The 16,486-nt window shown below is 41.2% G+C and carries 15 protein-coding genes; 6 read left to right on the forward strand and 9 right to left on the reverse strand.

Annotated features, from left to right (window positions below; genetic code table 11):
* The first annotated feature begins 81 nt into the window (after positions 1–81).
* Positions 82–1,647: an ABC transporter substrate-binding protein/permease gene (locus F602_RS0101010; protein ID WP_018166111.1), complete on the forward strand. Its 1,566-nt coding sequence runs from the start codon at positions 82–84 to the stop codon at positions 1,645–1,647.
* Positions 1,647–2,387 carry an amino acid ABC transporter ATP-binding protein gene (locus F602_RS0101015; RefSeq protein WP_018166112.1) on the forward strand — a complete coding sequence of 247 codons (741 nt, stop codon included), beginning with the start codon at positions 1,647–1,649 and terminating at the stop codon, positions 2,385–2,387. Before F602_RS0101010 ends, F602_RS0101015 begins: the two co-directional genes overlap by 1 nt.
* 328 nt (positions 2,388–2,715) lie before the next feature.
* Here the strand turns inward: F602_RS0101015 and F602_RS0101020 are convergent, their stop codons facing one another.
* The 6 genes from F602_RS0101020 to F602_RS0101045 form a co-directional block, all read right to left on the reverse strand.
* A complete protein-coding gene (locus F602_RS0101020; protein WP_018166113.1) occupies positions 2,716–2,925 on the reverse strand; it encodes a capsule biosynthesis transcriptional regulator in 210 nt (69 codons plus the stop codon).
* Positions 2,926–3,043: 118 nt separating this feature from the next.
* Entirely contained in the window at positions 3,044–3,931 is an 888-nt protein-coding gene (locus F602_RS0101025) for an SPFH domain-containing protein (RefSeq protein WP_018166114.1), read from the reverse strand.
* 24 nt (positions 3,932–3,955) lie between these two features.
* Positions 3,956–5,206, reverse strand: a complete 1,251-nt coding sequence (ilvA, locus tag F602_RS0101030; RefSeq protein WP_018166115.1) for a threonine ammonia-lyase IlvA — start codon at positions 5,204–5,206, stop codon at positions 3,956–3,958.
* Between the two features lie 250 nt (positions 5,207–5,456).
* The gene (gene ilvC / locus F602_RS0101035; protein WP_018166116.1) at positions 5,457–6,479 is read right to left on the reverse strand and encodes a ketol-acid reductoisomerase; all 1,023 of its coding nucleotides are present in this window, start codon (positions 6,477–6,479) and stop codon (positions 5,457–5,459) included.
* Positions 6,480–6,632: 153 nt separating this feature from the next.
* Positions 6,633–7,109 (reverse strand): acetolactate synthase small subunit, encoded by a 477-nt coding sequence (ilvN, locus tag F602_RS0101040; RefSeq protein WP_018166117.1) that lies wholly within the window; start codon positions 7,107–7,109, stop codon positions 6,633–6,635.
* Positions 7,102–8,805, reverse strand: a complete 1,704-nt coding sequence (locus tag F602_RS0101045; RefSeq protein WP_018166118.1) for an acetolactate synthase large subunit — start codon at positions 8,803–8,805, stop codon at positions 7,102–7,104. The genes ilvN and F602_RS0101045 overlap by 8 nt, the downstream gene beginning before the upstream one ends.
* Positions 8,806–9,074: 269 nt before the next feature.
* Between F602_RS0101045 and F602_RS0101050 the strand changes: the two genes are divergently transcribed.
* The 4 genes from F602_RS0101050 (at position 9,075) to ilvD (ending at position 13,288) form a co-directional block, all read left to right on the forward strand.
* A complete protein-coding gene (locus tag F602_RS0101050; RefSeq protein WP_018166119.1) occupies positions 9,075–10,127 on the forward strand; it encodes a bifunctional glycosyltransferase family 2/GtrA family protein in 1,053 nt (350 codons plus the stop codon).
* Positions 10,114–11,040, forward strand: a complete 927-nt coding sequence (locus tag F602_RS0101055; RefSeq protein ID WP_018166120.1) for a phosphodiester glycosidase family protein — start codon at positions 10,114–10,116, stop codon at positions 11,038–11,040. The genes F602_RS0101050 and F602_RS0101055 overlap by 14 nt, the downstream gene beginning before the upstream one ends.
* 115 nt (positions 11,041–11,155) lie before the next feature.
* Positions 11,156–11,449, forward strand: coding sequence for a hypothetical protein (locus F602_RS0101060; RefSeq protein WP_245537557.1), 294 nt, complete (start codon positions 11,156–11,158; stop codon positions 11,447–11,449).
* A gap of 120 nt (positions 11,450–11,569) precedes the next feature.
* Entirely contained in the window at positions 11,570–13,288 is a 1,719-nt protein-coding gene (ilvD, locus tag F602_RS0101065; protein WP_018166122.1) for a dihydroxy-acid dehydratase, read from the forward strand.
* A 32-nt stretch (positions 13,289–13,320) separates the two neighbouring features.
* On the opposite strand, the gene F602_RS0101070 is transcribed toward ilvD, so the two are convergent.
* The 3 genes from F602_RS0101070 to F602_RS0101085 all read right to left on the reverse strand — a co-directional run bounded on the left by F602_RS0101070 (position 13,321) and on the right by F602_RS0101085 (position 16,097).
* Entirely contained in the window at positions 13,321–13,662 is a 342-nt protein-coding gene (locus tag F602_RS0101070; protein WP_018166123.1) for a metal-sulfur cluster assembly factor, read from the reverse strand.
* Positions 13,663–13,774: 112 nt separating this feature from the next.
* Positions 13,775–14,224 carry a pyridoxamine 5'-phosphate oxidase family protein gene (locus tag F602_RS0101075; protein ID WP_018166124.1) on the reverse strand — a complete coding sequence of 150 codons (450 nt, stop codon included), beginning with the start codon at positions 14,222–14,224 and terminating at the stop codon, positions 13,775–13,777.
* 1,009 nt (positions 14,225–15,233) lie between these two features.
* Positions 15,234–16,097, reverse strand: coding sequence for a hypothetical protein (locus F602_RS0101085; protein ID WP_018166125.1), 864 nt, complete (start codon positions 16,095–16,097; stop codon positions 15,234–15,236).
* Between the last annotated feature and the right edge of the window lie 389 nt (positions 16,098–16,486).

Consider the following 16,486-nt stretch of genomic DNA (forward strand, 5'->3'; position numbering starts at 1 on the left):
TTTCCCCAGTGAAAATTTATCCAGTTGAAATTTGTCAGAATTTTGTTACAATATAATAAATACAATATAATAGGAGAATTTATGAAACAGAAACTCAGCTTGCTACTCCTGCTATTCCTAGCTTTTATCACGACAGGATATAGCGTCAAAGCAGACAATTACCTCCGTGTTGGCATGGAAGCAGCCTATGCTCCCTTTAACTGGACACAAGAGGACGACTCCAACGGTGCTGTTCCCATCGAGGGGACCAATCAATATGCCAACGGTTATGATGTCCAGATTGCAAAGAAAATTGCGACTTCCATGGGTAAAGACCTCTTGGTTGTGAAAACATCCTGGACAGGTTTGATTCCAGCTTTGACCTCGGGAAAAATCGATATGATTGCTGCAGGGATGAGTCCGACGGAAGAGCGCAAATTAGAAATCGCCTTTTCCAACAGCTACTACACCAGCGTACCGGTCTTAGTAGTTGCAAAAGATGGAGATTTTGCTAAGGCCAAAAGCTTAGAAGATTTCGAAGGTGCTAAAATCACTGCCCAGCAAGGAGTTTGGCATGTTCATCTTCTACCACAACTAGTTGGTGCGAAGTCACAGACTCCAATGGGAGATTTCTCCCAAATGCGTCAGGCATTAGCATCAGGCATTATTGACGCCTATATTTCAGAACGCCCTGAGGCCTTAACTGCTGAAAGTGCCAATTCCAAGTTCCTCATGGTGACACCGGAGCCAGGTTTTGAAGTAGCTGAATCTGATGCCGCAATTGCTGTCGGCCTACGAAAAGATGATATTGATTCCCTAGTCAACGTCAATGAAGTGCTTGACACGATTTCAGAAACAGACCGTGTCGCACTCATGGACAAAATGATTGACATCCAACCTGCTGACAACAGTGTTGAGGGAGCTGAGTCAAGTTTCTTCCAGCAAGTTCTTACTATTTTAACAAAGAACTGGAAGCAGTTCCTACGAGGCACTGGAATCACCCTGCTCATTTCTATAATTGGAACCATCACCGGTCTCATCATCGGTCTACTAATTGGTGTCTACCGCACTGCCCCAACAGCTGCTAACAAGGGATTGGCTATCCTACAAAAAGTCTTTGGCTGGTTGCTCAGTGTCTACATCGAAATTTTCCGTGGTACCCCTATGATTGTTCAATCTATGGTTATCTATTACGGAACTGCCCAAGCATTTGGCATTTCATTGGATCGAATTCTTGCAGCTATTTTTATCGTTTCCATCAATACGGGGGCATACATGAGTGAGATTGTTCGCGGTGGTATCTTTGCAGTGGACAAGGGACAATTTGAAGCAGCGACTGCCCTTGGCTTCACCCACAGTCAAACCATGCGCAAAATTGTGCTACCACAAGTCATCCGCAACATACTCCCTGCAACTGGTAATGAATTTGTCATCAACATCAAGGATACTTCTGTGTTAAATGTGATCTCGGTTGTTGAACTCTACTTTTCAGGAAACACTGTCGCAACCCAGACCTATCAATACTTCCAAACATTTACCATTATCGCTGTCATCTACTTTGTGCTTACCTTTACAGTCACCCGTATCCTCCGCTATGTAGAGAAACGTTTTGATACCGATACCTACACTACTGGTGCCAATCAAATGCAAACGGAGGTACTCAACTAATGACTCAGACAATTTTAGAAATCAAGCATTTGAAAAAATCCTTTGGAGCGAATCATGTTCTAAAAGATATTTCCCTTACTGTTCAAAAAGGAGAGGTCATCTCCATCATTGGCTCATCTGGTTCAGGAAAATCAACCTTCCTACGCTCTATCAACCTTTTGGAGGAACCTACTGGTGGAGAAATTCTCTTCCATGGACAAAATGTCCTAGAAAAAGGCTACGACCTGACCACCTACAGAGAAAAATTAGGCATGGTTTTCCAATCCTTTAACCTCTTTGAAAATCTCAATGTGCTAGAAAATGCCATCGTTGCTCAAACCACCGTCCTCAAGCGCTCCCGCTCAGAAGCTGAAGCTATTGCTAAGGAAAATCTCAACAAGGTTGGGATGACTGAACAATACTGGACAGCCAAGCCCAAACAACTCTCAGGTGGACAAAAACAACGTGTAGCTATCGCAAGAGCCCTCTCTGTCAACCCAGAAGCTATGCTTTTTGACGAGCCAACTTCTGCCCTAGATCCAGAAATGGTCGGTGAAGTCCTTAAAACCATGAAAGCTTTGGCCGAAACAGGCTTGACTATGCTCATTGTAACCCACGAGATGGAGTTCGCTAAAGAAGTCTCTGACCGCGTCATCTTTATGGACCAAGGTGTCATTGCCGAACAAGGAACCCCTCAAGAGATATTTGAAAATCCAAAAGAAGAACGCACCAAAACTTTCCTCCAACGTTTCTTAAAATAAATACTAAAAAAGAGTTTTCTAAACAAGTTTAGGAAACTCTTTTTTATCTCATTCGCACTGATTGTCCATCACTGCAGTATGAACTTCAATAAACTGACAAACACCCTCGTGTCGTTAATTGGTTCTTTTCAGATTACCAACTAAAAAGATAGGATTAGAAAACGGAACCTTACCATTTCCAGTCGACAAAAGGTATATTTTATATGCATATATTTTTATATAAAATCCAATAGATAATGAGTCTGATCTAGAAAAGAGAAGAGCCCTTTCTAAGAAAAAAAATAAAATGCAACGTATAAAGTTGCATTTTCTGGTGAAATATATACGATTAGCCTTCGTATTTTTTATGATTTTTATCGTAAAAATCAATCAGACCTAAAGCAGTCGCAAATGAGATGTTATCAATCTTTGCTCTACCTTGTGCAAGGGCAATAACAGACATTTCACGGGCATTTGTTTCTTTACTGATACGGTAACCAGTGATTTTTTTGTCACGTACCCAGCCCACTACTGCTGCAACTTTTTCGTAGCTTGTCATTAGGAACCCCTTTCTTTTTTACTTCTTACTATTAGTAATTATAGTACAGGTTTTATAAATTGTCAATATACAAAGAGTGAATTTCACAAAAAATCTGGACACTTTTGCTTAAAAAGTCTTATTTTGCTTTCAAGGCTGAAAGTATTTGAGCACGGATATCCTCTACTCCATTTGGAGAGTTTGGTAAAAAGATAGTCTGATTTCCTGCAGAGGCAAACTGATTGAGGGTATCAAGGTACTGGTTGGTTAAGAGAATGGCCATAATCTGTTCTTCTGACATGTCAACATTGGCTTCCTTCAGTTCAGCAATTGAATCTGCCAAACCATCTACAATGGCTTTACGTTGCTGGGCAATACCTACACCATGTAGGCGATCTTTTTCAGCTTCTGCTTCAGCTGCTGTGACGATTTTAATCTTATCTGCATTGGCCAATTCTTGAGCCGCTACACGTTTACGTTGAGCAGCATTGATTTCGTTCATGGATTGCTTCACTTCAGAGTCTGGTTCAACTTTGGTAATCAGAGTTTTAACAATAATATAACCATAGGTAGACATTTCTTCAGCAACCTGCTTTTGAACTTCCAAGGCGATTTCATCCTTTTTCTCAAAGAGTTCATCCAAAGTTAGTTTTGGAACAGAGGAACGAAGGGCATCTTCAATATAGGACTTGATTTGTTCTTCTGGACGCATCAGCTTGTAGTAGGCGTCCATAACATTTTGCTCATTAACACGATACTGCGTAGCGATATTGAGGGTTACAAAGACGTTGTCATTTGTCTTCGTTTCTACAATCAACTCGCTCTGCAACATCCGAAGCTGGATACGCGCTGCAATCCGGTCGATACCAAAAGGCATGCGGATATGAATGCCACTTGAAACTGTGGCCTGGTACTTACCAAAACGCTCAATGATAACGACCGTCTGCTGTCTAACAACATAAAGTGTGCTAGCCACAACAGATAGGATAATAAGAATCAACAATAGTGGAAAAATATACATAAACATAGAGTATCTCCTCTGAATAATAGACTAAACCAACATTTGATAGAGAGAATCATTCTCATGTAGGTTAACGTAGTTCGGGTCGAAAGTTTCTAGCCGAGAAATAAAAGCGGGAAAATCATTTTTATCACCTAGGGCAATACCGATGAGAACAGGTCCCGTCCCCTTATTGGCACGCTTGATATACTCAAAACGGGTGATATCATCGTTTTCTCCCAAAATATCATTTACAAACTCGCGAAGGGCACCTGGACGCTGGGGGAAATTGACTACAAAATAGTGCTTGACCCCTGCATAGATGAGTGAGCGCTCTTCCATTTCTGGCATACGGTTAATATCGTTGTTACCGCCTGAAATGATACAACAGATGGTCTTGCCTTTAATCTGGTCTTTTATGACATCTAGGGCAGCTATAGAGGCCGCGCCTGCAGGCTCCGCCACAATTCCTTGCTTAGAATAAAGATCTAGGATGGTCTCAGAAATCCAGCCTTCATCTACACCAATCAACTGATCTACATACTTTCTTGCAACTTCATAGGTAGTTGCACCGACCTTCTGCACTGCTATACCATCTGCAAATTTATCAATTTGCTCCAGCTTGACTGGCCTTCCCTTATCAAAAGCAGCTTTCATGGAACGTGCACCACTGGCTTCGACACCGATTAGCTTGATCTCAGGAGCTTGGTCTTTCAAATAAGCTGACACTCCTGCAATCAGACCGCCTCCACCGACTGGTATTAAGATTTGATCAAAGGCAATGCCTTGCTGATCGGCCTGCTCTAAAATTTCAACAGCCACCGTTCCCTGACCAGCCTGAACATTGTTATCATCAAAAGGATCAATAAAGATTTTTTCTGTTTCCTCAGCAAAATCTAAAGCTGCTCGAGCAGATTCGTCAAAGGTATCCCCTATCAGACGAATTGTCACATAGTCACCCCCAAAAAACTGAACCTGGCTAATCTTTTGTTGAGGGGTTGTTACGGGCATAAAGATAGTAGCTGGAATCTTCATTTCATTACAGGTATATGCAACCCCTTGGGCATGATTTCCAGCCGAAGCACACACAACTCCATTGGCCTTTTCCTGACTGGTCAACTGTGAAATGGCATAATAGGCTCCTCGAATCTTGAAGGAGCGAACTCGTTGTTCGTTTTCGCGCTTGGTATAGATTTCAGCCTCATATTTCTCGGACAGGTATCGGTCATAATACAGGGAAGTCCTGACCACTACCTCTTTTAAGACTTGATAAGCCTCTTCAACTTTTCTAGCTGAAAGCATGTCTTTTCTCCTCTTTCATTACTGTATTCACTCGTTACTTTACCATAAAGTACATTCTTTTCAGCAAGGCGATAAGAATCTACACTCGTCTGGTCAAGTCTTTCAGCTCTTGTATATTATAGCATATCCTGAAAAAGTTAGCAATTAAATTATAGAAAATCTTCGGACCTACTTTGGTAGAACTGAAGTGTACTTTGTGTTTTTTTTTTAGAGAGAAAAAACGGGCCAATCCCGTTTTGTTCTATCTTGATTAGTTGTAAATCTTGAAGGCGTCATCATCATTGCGACCAACAAATGGCATAGCCTTACGTAATTCTGCACCAACTTTTTCAATCTCAAGATTAGCTGCTGCATCACGGTAGGCTTGCATTTTCGGACGACCAGCCTTATAGTCATTGACAAAATCATTTGCAAACTTACCAGATTGAATATCTGCTAAGACTGCCTTCATATTTTCTTTAACTTGGTCTGTAATGACACGTGGTCCAGATACATAGTCACCGTATTCAGCAGTATTGGAGATAGATTGACGCATCTTCTTGAAACCACCTTCATAGACTAGATCAACGATAAGCTTCATTTCATGGAGTACTTCAAAATAGGCTAACTCTGGAGCATAACCAGCTTCCGTCAAAACTTCAAAACCAGCTTCCATGAGGGCAGTCAAACCACCACAGAGAACAGCTTGCTCGCCGAAAAGATCCTCTTCTGTTTCTTCCTTGAAGGTTGTTTCCAAGAGACCAACACGCGCAGAACCGACTCCTTTCGCCCAATCCATAGCGATGTCTTTTGCATGACCAGTCGCATCTTGATAGACCGCATACAATGCTGGAACACCAAATCCTTCTTCAAAGGTACGGCGCACAAGGTGACCTGGACCTTTTGGAGCACACATGAAAACATCTACATCAGCTGGGACTTTGATAAACTCAAAGTGCACATTGAAACCATGGGCAAAACCAAGTGCATTACCGGCTTCTAAGTTTGGTGCAATTTCTTCATTATAAAGGTCCGCTTGAATTTCGTCTGGTGCCAAGACCATGATAACATCCGCTAATTTAGCAGCTTCTGCTACTTCATAGGTATCAAAACCGTCTTCTTTAGCCTTGTCAAAGGACTTACCAGGACGTACACCGATAATGACGTCATGGCCTGTGTCACGTAAGTTTTGAGCATGGGCATGACCTTGTGAACCATAGCCCACTACAGCAATTTTTTTGCCATCAAGGGCTGGAACTTTTACATCTGCTTCATATTGCATTTTTACTGCCATTTTTTTCTCTTTTCTATTTTATGATTTTTTTGGTTGATTGAATACCGTGAATATTCAAAGAAAACGACTGCCAGACTAGGCGACGAAGACGAAGGTAGAACTGAAGTTCACCAAGTCGAGTCAACGCAGTACAGGGTTCATTTTCAAAGAGCATTAGTCACGACTGAAACCAGTGGCCCCCGTCCTCGCCAGATTTTTGATGCCATAAGGTTGAACAACTCGAAGGAGAGCTTCAATTTTATTGGCATCACCTGTTATCTGGATAGTGATAGAATGAGGAGCGACATCGACCACACTGGCTCTAAAAGGCTGGATGATGGCTAAAATCTCTGCACGCTTACTAGCTGGAGCTGCAATCTTAACCAGAAGAACTTCTCTTTCCAGGTGAGGTATATCTGTAATATCCTTGACACGAACCACATCAACTAAACGGTTGAGCTGCTTAGCAATCAAATCTACCTCATCCAGATTGTCTACCTCAATAATAACGGTCACGCGCGATATGCCGGGAACTTCAGTCGGACCAACGGATATGGAGTTGATATTGACTTGACGCCTTGATAGGACACCTGTGAAACGATTGAGAACTCCTGAAGAATCTCGTAACTTAGCTGTTAACATTCTACGCATTGAACTTCACCCCCAACATTTCATGATTGGCCTTGCCGGCTGGTACCATCGGGAGTACATGCTCGCGATTGGAAATAGACACTTCAATCAGCATAGGTTTGTTTTCTAAGATTACCTCTAGGTCCTCCTTAATCGTGGCTGGCTTGTCAAATAAGTAGTGAGCAATCCCATAGGCTTCAGCTAGGAGTTGGAAATTCGGCTCATCATCAAAGGTCGAATGACTCCGGTGTTCGTCATAGAAAGACTCCTGCCATTGCCGAACCATTCCCAATGAATGATTATTGAGTAACACAACTTTGATAGGTATACCATAGCCATTGAGGATAGCCAGCTCTTGGTTCGTCATTTGGAAACCACCATCTCCAACAAAGAGAACAACCTCCTTATCAGGATTCGCTAACTTGGCCCCAATAGCAGCCGGAATTCCAAATCCCATGGTTCCCATGCCACCCGATGTAATCAGCTGGCGACCTTTTTTAAAGGGATAGTACTGGGCCGTCCACATCTGATGCTGACCGACATCTGTGATAACGATCGCTTCACCGTCAGTCAGATTACCGATGACTTCGATGACCTCCTGTGGTTTAACAAAGGTGTCATCTCGATCGTAGCCAAATGGAGCTTTACGCTTGTTTTCCAAGACATGAGCTGTCCAATCTGCATAATCTGTTTCAACCTTATCATAGCGCAAGAGCATCTCCAAGGTCTTCTTGGCATCTCCGACAACAGGAATAGCTGTTTTGACAACCTTGCCAATCTCAGCTGGATCCACATCAATATGGGCCACTGTTGTATCAACAGCAAAACTATCGACCCGACCGGTTAGGCGGTCATCGAAGCGCGCCCCTATATTGAGGATAAAGTCAGCTTCGGTCAAGGCCATATTTGAGGCATAAGAGCCGTGCATCCCTCCCATCCCTAGTGATAATTCGTGTTGGATAGGCATGGTTCCTAAGCCCAACAAAGTAGAAACTACTGGAATGTGATAACGCTCCGCAAAAGCAATCAATTCCTGATTGGCATCTGCATAATTGACCCCTCCACCTGTCAGTATGACTGGTTTTTTAGACTGGCTCAACTGCTTCAAAATCTTCTTCACCTGCATACCATTTGGTTCAATCGTTGGCTGATAGCTCGGTAAATGAACAGTTGGTTCATTATAGGCTTGGATGATTTTTTCCTGAACATCTTTGGGAACATCAATGACCACCGGCCCTGGTCGACCTGTGGTCGCGATATGGACAGCTTCTGTGATGATGCGAGGGATGTCCTCGGTTTGGCGAATTTGATAATTGTATTTAGTGATAGGGGTAGTAATCCCGATGATATCTGCTTCTTGAAAGGCATCTTTTCCGATACCAGGAGTGGCTACCTGACCTGAGAAAACCAATAACGGAACACTATCTCCCATGGCATCAGCAATTCCTGTAATGGCATTTGTAGCACCTGGTCCGCTGGTTACGACTGCCACACCAAGCCGACCGCTAGACTTAGCATACCCTTCAGCTCCATGAATAGCTCCCTGTTCATGGCGGGCTAAAATATGGCGAATACCCTTATAATGGTAAATGGCTTCGTAAAGCGGTAACACAGCTCCACCAGGGTAGCCAAAAATTGTTTCCACTCCTAATTGGGCCAAAGTATCTAGGATTAAATAGGCTCCTGAACGAGCTGTATCTAATTGTATCTGTTGCAACGAGATTCCTCCCTTCTTTTATATTATCTTATCATATTATTATCTTATCATCAGTTTACATGATTATAAGAAATGATATATTTTTAGATATTCGATATATCCATTATCATATCATAAAATCATAGAAAGTCAACAAAATTTTCAGAAAATTCCTACTTTTTAAACCTTAACATCTCCTTAAAGCGATTGAGAGTTGCTCATTTTTTTAGTTTCCTTTTAGAAAAGCTCGCTATAGTAAGTCTAATACCAAAAAAGAAAGAGGTGTTTATATGTACTATGTGATTATCCCAGCCTATGAGCCAGACCAAAAGTTAGTCAAGCTTTTGGCAGAAGTTCACCAACAGTTGGATTGCCAAATCATCCTTGTTAATGATGGGAGTTCTCCGGATACACAGTCTATTTTTAAAGAGATCAGCCACTTAGCCACAATCCTAGAACATCCCCAAAATAAGGGGAAGGGGCAGGCACTTCAAACAGCCTTTCGTTACATCCAATCCTTGGATAAAGAAGCAGTCGTGGTAACAGCAGATGCCGATGGCCAACACTCTTGCCAGGATATTGACCGCTTGGCTCGAGCTGCTACCCATTTACCCAATCGCTTGATTCTAGGAGTACGAGAATTTACCAAGGACATCCCCTTTCGGAGCCGACTTGGCAACCAATTAACCCGAATTCTCTTTAAGCTCCAAACAGGGGTGCCAATCAGGGATACCCAGACTGGACTTCGAGCCTTTCAGACACAGATGATTCCGTTTATGCTAGGCATCAAGGGGGATCGTTATGAGTATGAGATGAACATGCTTATCCAGGCTAGCCAGCATTATCTGATTACAGAGATTCCAATCGAAACCATCTATATTGATGACAATGCCAGCTCCCACTTTCGACCTATCCGAGATAGCCTAACCATTTATAAAAATCTTTTTGCATTTGCCCTCACGTCCTTGAGTGCTTTTATCATTGACTATTTGGTTTATGCGACAGTCTTGCTTTCCCTAAATTGGCTTCCTGAAGCCACTCGGATTCTGCTAGCCAATAGCTTAGGACGAATCACCAGTTCCGTATGTAATTTTAGGATGAACAAGAGTATGGTCTTTCACAATCATCGTTCTATCACGAATACAGCGAGAGGCTACTTTAGTTTAGCAATCCTCCTCTTCGTTGGTGATACTCTTCTACAGTATTTCCTTCACACCCTACTGGGAATCAATCTTTACCTCGTGAAAATCTTAGTCGGAACCCTCCTCTTTTTTGTTTCCTGGTTTATTCAAAAATATTTTATTTTTCAAGAAAGGAAAACTTTTTCCCATGAAATTTCATAAAAAACCCTATACCTACACTCTTATATTTGGTTGCCTGCTCACAGGAGGCTTTGGTTACTCCATGCTCAAAACCTTTGTCTTATCAGAAGCAATAGCAATTGTGGAAGCGACAGAATCTTCATCCTATCCGACAAAATCCCAAGCCGCTACCGCAACTAGTGCCGTACAGACAGACAACTCCTATTTGGATGAACATATTCAAGCGACGATCGAAACCATCACCACCAATAATACCACTGTCTATGTAGCAGATATTCAAATCACTTCGCCTGAGTACCTCCAAACTGCATTAGCCCAAAATACTTTTGGAACCAATGTGACTGCCAAAACTTCAGAAATAGCAGCAGCCAACCAGGCTATCCTAGCAGTCAATGGAGATTTTTATGGTGCCAATTCCACAGGCTATGTCATTAAAAATGGGGTTGTCTATCGGGATACAATCCGAGATGATGCCGAAAATGGGGACTTAGCCATCTATGCTGACGGTAGTTTTCGTATCATCTATGAGAATGAAATTTCAGCCAAAGAATTGGTAGAGGAGGGAGTTATCAACCTACTGGCTTTTGGTCCAAGTCTAGTTGAAGACGGAGAAATTGTGGTCAATAACAATACTGAGGTTGGTCAAGCTATGTCCTCTAATCCTCGATCAGCCATCGGTATGATTGAAGAAGAAGATGGTTCACTCCATTATCTTATTGTCGTTTCAGATGGCCGAACTGCAGAAAGTGAGGGGCTAACCCTCTATCAGCTAGCTCAAGTGCTTCAATCCTATGGAGCAACAACGGCCTACAATCTTGATGGTGGCGGTTCTGCAACCCTCTACTTCAATGGTCAAGTCATAAACAAACCAACTACAAATGGTCGTACAATTACAGAAAGGGCGGTGAGTGATATTGTCTATATCGGTTACTAAGCAAACTCTCAGTCGTTCAAGAAAAACAGCTATTGTATATCTGTTTTTAACATTCTTTTTCTTCATCTTTTCTCGTATCTATATCAGTCTGAGCTACGGTGAGCTTTCCTTCTTTATGAATTATCTCTTTCTGGTTCCCCTTATCGGGGGCGCTAGCATTCTGATCATCTTGCACTTCCTGCCTAGCCTATCTAGAGTCAGCTTTAATCTTTGGAATTCTGGTATAGCTATTTTCACAAGCGGATTTCTCCTAAGGGGAATCATCAACCTATCTGGGCGGTCCACCACTCTAGATAAACCTTACTGGCTACTCGGTTCTATCTTTCTTCTATTTTCTCTGATGAGTATCGTTTTCACCCTCTTTGTTTCCAAAAATGAGCTTAAAAATAAGCTAGATACTAGTAGATAAAGGAATGTTGGCAGAAAATTCAGAAATTACTCATTTTTTAATCAGATACCTTTCCCTCCAGCTGATTTGTGCTATAATATAAAAAGGAATAGACTTTTGTATTCAGAAAGGAAATCAGACATGACGGAACAAGAAGCTCTCAAAAAACTTAGACACCGCTCAAATGTCTACGACAGCATGGTCAAATCACCCAACCGCGCCATGCTGCGTGCCACCGGAATGACCGATGAAAACTTTGATCAACCTATCGTAGGAGTCATTTCAACATGGGCGGAAAATACGCCTTGTAATATGCACCTTCATGACTTTGGTAAGGTTGTGAAGGAAGGAGTAAAAGACGCAGGAGCCTGGCCTGTTCAATATGGAACGATTACTGTCGCAGATGGTATCGCCATGGGAACCCAAGGAATGCGCTTCTCACTAACCTCACGCGATATCATCGCAGACTCTATCGAAGCAGCCATGGGTGGACACAATGTGGATGCCTTCGTTGCCATCGGAGGCTGTGACAAAAATATGCCTGGTTCCATGATCGCTATCGCCAATATGAATATCCCAGCAATCTTTGCCTACGGCGGAACCATCGCACCAGGTAACTTGAATGGGAAAAATATTGATCTGGTATCCGTCTTTGAGGGGATTGGAAAGTGGAATAATGGCGATTTGACAGCAGAAGAAGTCCGTGACATCGAATGCAACGCCTGCCCTGGGCCTGGCGGATGTGGTGGTATGTATACTGCCAATACAATGGCAACAGCTATCGAAGTATTGGGTATGAGTTTGCCTGGTTCCTCTTCCAACCCAGCCGAATCAACCGAAAAGAGAGCAGACATTGAAGAAGCTGGACGCGCTGTGGTCAATATGCTGAAAATGGGCCTCAAACCATCTGATATCCTGACCCGCGAAGCCTTTGAAGATGCCATCACCGTCACCATGGCACTCGGTGGCTCTACCAATGCTACACTGCACCTCTTAGCTATTGCCCATGCGGCAAACGTCGATTTGACCTTGGAAGACTTTAACGATTTCCAAGAGCGTGTCCCTCACTTAGCCGACCTCAAGCCTTCTGGTCAGTATGTCTTCCAAGACCTCTATGAAGTAGGGGGCGTGCCAGCTGTTATGAAATATCTCCTAGCAAATGGCTTTCTCCACGGAGACCGTATCACTTGTACTGGAAAGACCGTTTCAGAGAACTTGGAAAACTTTGCTGATTTGACGCCTGGTCAAAAAGTCATCATGCCCCTAGACAATCCCAAACGTGCAGATGGTCCTCTTATCATCCTCAAGGGAAATCTGGCTCCTGACGGAGCAGTGGCCAAGGTTTCTGGGGTAAAAGTCCGTAGCCATACTGGACCAGCAAAAGTATTTGACTCTGAAGAAGAAGCCATCGAAGCAGTCTTGTCTGATAACATCGTCGACGGGGATGTCGTCGTTGTCCGCTATGTCGGACCAAAAGGTGGCCCTGGTATGCCTGAAATGCTTTCCCTTTCTTCCATGATTGTTGGTAAAGGACAAGGTGATAAGGTAGCCCTTCTGACAGACGGCCGATTCTCAGGTGGAACGTATGGTCTGGTAGTTGGTCATATCGCTCCGGAAGCTCAGGATGGCGGACCGATTGCTTACCTGCAAACTGGAGACATCGTCACCGTTGACCAAGACACCAAGGAAATCACTATGCATGTTTCCGACGAGGAGATCGAAGCCCGCAAAGAAACAACCGTGATTCCACCACTCTATAGCCGGGGTGTCCTTGGGAAATATGCTCATACCGTATCCTCTGCTTCTACAGGTGCGGTGACAGACTTCTGGAACATGGACCGGAGTGGTAAAAATAAATAAAAAAGTAACAATCGTGTGATTGTTACTTTTTTCTATCTGGGGCTAATACCTAGGGTAATACGGCCTATACGGCTGATACGGGTCATCTTCCAAACAGGAGACCAGACCACTTCTACTCTGGCATCCTCAATCCCTTCAATCTTCTTGAGAGCAGCGACCAAATCAATCGGAAGAGTATCCGCACAAGAACAACCTGCATCCGTAAAGGTCATGGTCACTGTGCAAAGCCCCTGCTCATCCAGATGGATTTCATAGACCAAACCTAAATTATAGATGTCCAATTCAATTTCAGGATCATAAACTGATTCCAATACTGCAATCAGTTGGTCCGACAGAGCTGCTGCCCGCTCATTGATTTTGATATCTTCTCTCATCCTATTTCCCTTCATCTCTTGGTATTTTACAAATAGTATAGAAAATATTCTACCATAAATCTGGGAAATATACCTCATATACATCTATTTTTTGAGTTGTAGAAAAACATAGTTAAATGCTCCGAGCAGAACCACTCTGACCTTCTCCTACCGGAAAAACATACTTATGTCCCTGAGTCAAACTATGATAAAAACCTCTTCCATCATAAATCTGAAAAACCTGCATGCTATTACTATCGGCATCTTGATAGATATGTTCGTAGTAAGGATCCCCCTCAAAAATCTTCTTCAGGTAAGCATTTTCCACTGGTCGTGCCACACCCTCAATCCGAACAACCTGAATCAAATAAGCTTCCTCTGACATAGCTGTCAAGGCAATCCGTTTGTCCCGCATCAACTGCCCATAAAAATGCGTATCTGGACCAGTCATAAAGAAAATCCCGTCCTCATTAGCTGCTATAATATGGGCATGACGCGCATGAGGATTTCCATCCGAATCCACCGTCGCAAAAACCCCCACCTTCATCTCTTCCAACAGATGCATGATTTCTTTGATTTCCATAAGCCACCCCCTGAAACCGTTTTCTATCTAACTACAGTATAGCAAAAAAAGATGGGGATGTTAAGGAGAAATAAAAAGAGAGTCGTGAGCTTTACCTCCTTTTTTAGGAATATTTTAGGCAGCCCTTCCAAATAGTCTCCAGATGATTGTCGAACAACCAAAACAAGAAATTTTTGAAAAAATTCTCTATCCAGATATCTACAGTAAAACTGCTATTATTTGATTAACTTAATTAAGAAATATCGTTTTTATCCCTACTAGTAAACGAACAGCTATCTTTGGTTTATATCTGCTCCTTGCAATGAACGATTATTCGTCATATCCTTCTTCACTTCATAAAGGTTGAAGAGGCAATTAAAATTACTATTTTGGAAGATGACTTTGAAGAATGAAAGGAGGCCATTATTTCCTCGAACAAGGTGAGAATGCGATAAAGTTGTAATAAAAAACTGGTTATCAACCTTTAGATGAAGACCACTTTTGATGTATTCTACTTTGTCAAATCTATACCAGTTATCTTACATTAATATCATTGAAACAATACCAAAAACAGTTGGTGAAATTGCTCTTGAAAATCTTCCTAACAACCAATAAGGCAAATATCAGGCAGTTTTTCAGGCAGTTTTGCGATTTTTGTATCAAAAAAGACATCCAAGATAAAAATCTTGAATGCCGTGAAACGTTGATATATCGCTGATAATTAACGTTTACTAAATTGTGAAGCTTTACGAGCTTTCTTAAGACCTGGTTTTGGGTGATATAAGTCAACTATCTGTAAAGGGCTATTGAACCAAGCTTTCAAAGTCCATTTTCATTACAAATAAGCAATTATAACCCAATCTTACAAACAATAGATTACCATTAGATTACCAAAAATCTGTTTTCGGAGCTTATGTAGTTGAGGAATAAATAATCATCCAGCACATACTATATTAAGAAGTAGTATATCACATTTTCAATTTTATCAAAGATATAGTTTCTATATACTTTTGATTATATGGATAAATTATCACAGAACATTATCAAACTCTAAACTAAATAATTCATCCATAGCTATCCTACTAAACCGAGTAAATGCAATATTTCTATATGTATTGAATCTTTTATCTGGATTATCCGGTAAACTAATATTTGATTGGTCTAAAGACTCTATTGCTATGTAATTCGGTCGATAAATATTATTTCCCAATATAACTGGACTAAAATACTTTCCAACTATTCTCTTTATCTCAGAAGATATTTGATTGTAGTATATGCTTTTTAAATCCAAAAATACCTTATCAAGGATAAATGACCATTTTTTGAAAGACTCAATAAGTTCTATTTCTTTTTCTGAGATTTCACTTATAAATTTGTCATTTTGTTTATTAGAACCCTTATTTCTTTCAAGCTCAGATTTCGAAATATATATTTTAACAGTCGCCCTCTCTTTAAGGAGATCTATTTGTTGCACTAAATTATCGACTGGAATAGAAAAATGTTGTCCAAAATCACGCAATATTTTCAGAATTCGAATCTCATCGTACTGCTCATATATTCTGATCAGTTCTTTCAATTCTACTAATTTTAATTGCGTAGAAAATGCTTTACAGTTATCAACAAATAGTCTTCCTAAAAGGATATTTGTTAACACTAAAAACTTCAACTCAGAATATATTTTTTCCATCTCTTCTATATCTGTCTCAATTTTATTAATGTACTCTTCTAACATATTCTTAGATTTTATAAAATTTTTATAACAATCTACAACATTTGAAAATTTATTAAAATCAAGATTGAATTTCTTTAAAAGTTCATACTCCTCTTTACCTATTCTATGTAATAGTCTACGACCTATACTGCAACCAACAAAATAGTAACCTTCAACGACCATTAAACATTCCTACACATATATAAATTCAAATAAAAACTATTTAAAATTAAAACTCTGTCATATATAAACTTAAATTGAATATTTTTATTCTTTAATTATCATATTACTTTAATCGATATCCAACACTGTATCCTACTGTATCCTACTGTATCCTACTGTATCCTACTGTATCCTACTGTATCCTACTGTATCCTACTGTATCCTACTGTATCCTACCTCCTACCTCCTACCTCCTACCTCCTAGAGAATAGACTAATTTTTCGTTAAAGTATAGTATTGATTTCTGTCATTTTTGTTTGCACCATACCAGTCAACCATCCCCAATTCTTGTAATTTTTTCATCGTTTTTACAATAAACTTGCGACTTCTTCCTGTCAGTTCAATCGCTT

Origin of the sequence: Streptococcus minor DSM 17118 (assembly GCF_000377005.1) — a bacterium.
Lineage (GTDB): Bacteria > Bacillota > Bacilli > Lactobacillales > Streptococcaceae > Streptococcus > Streptococcus minor.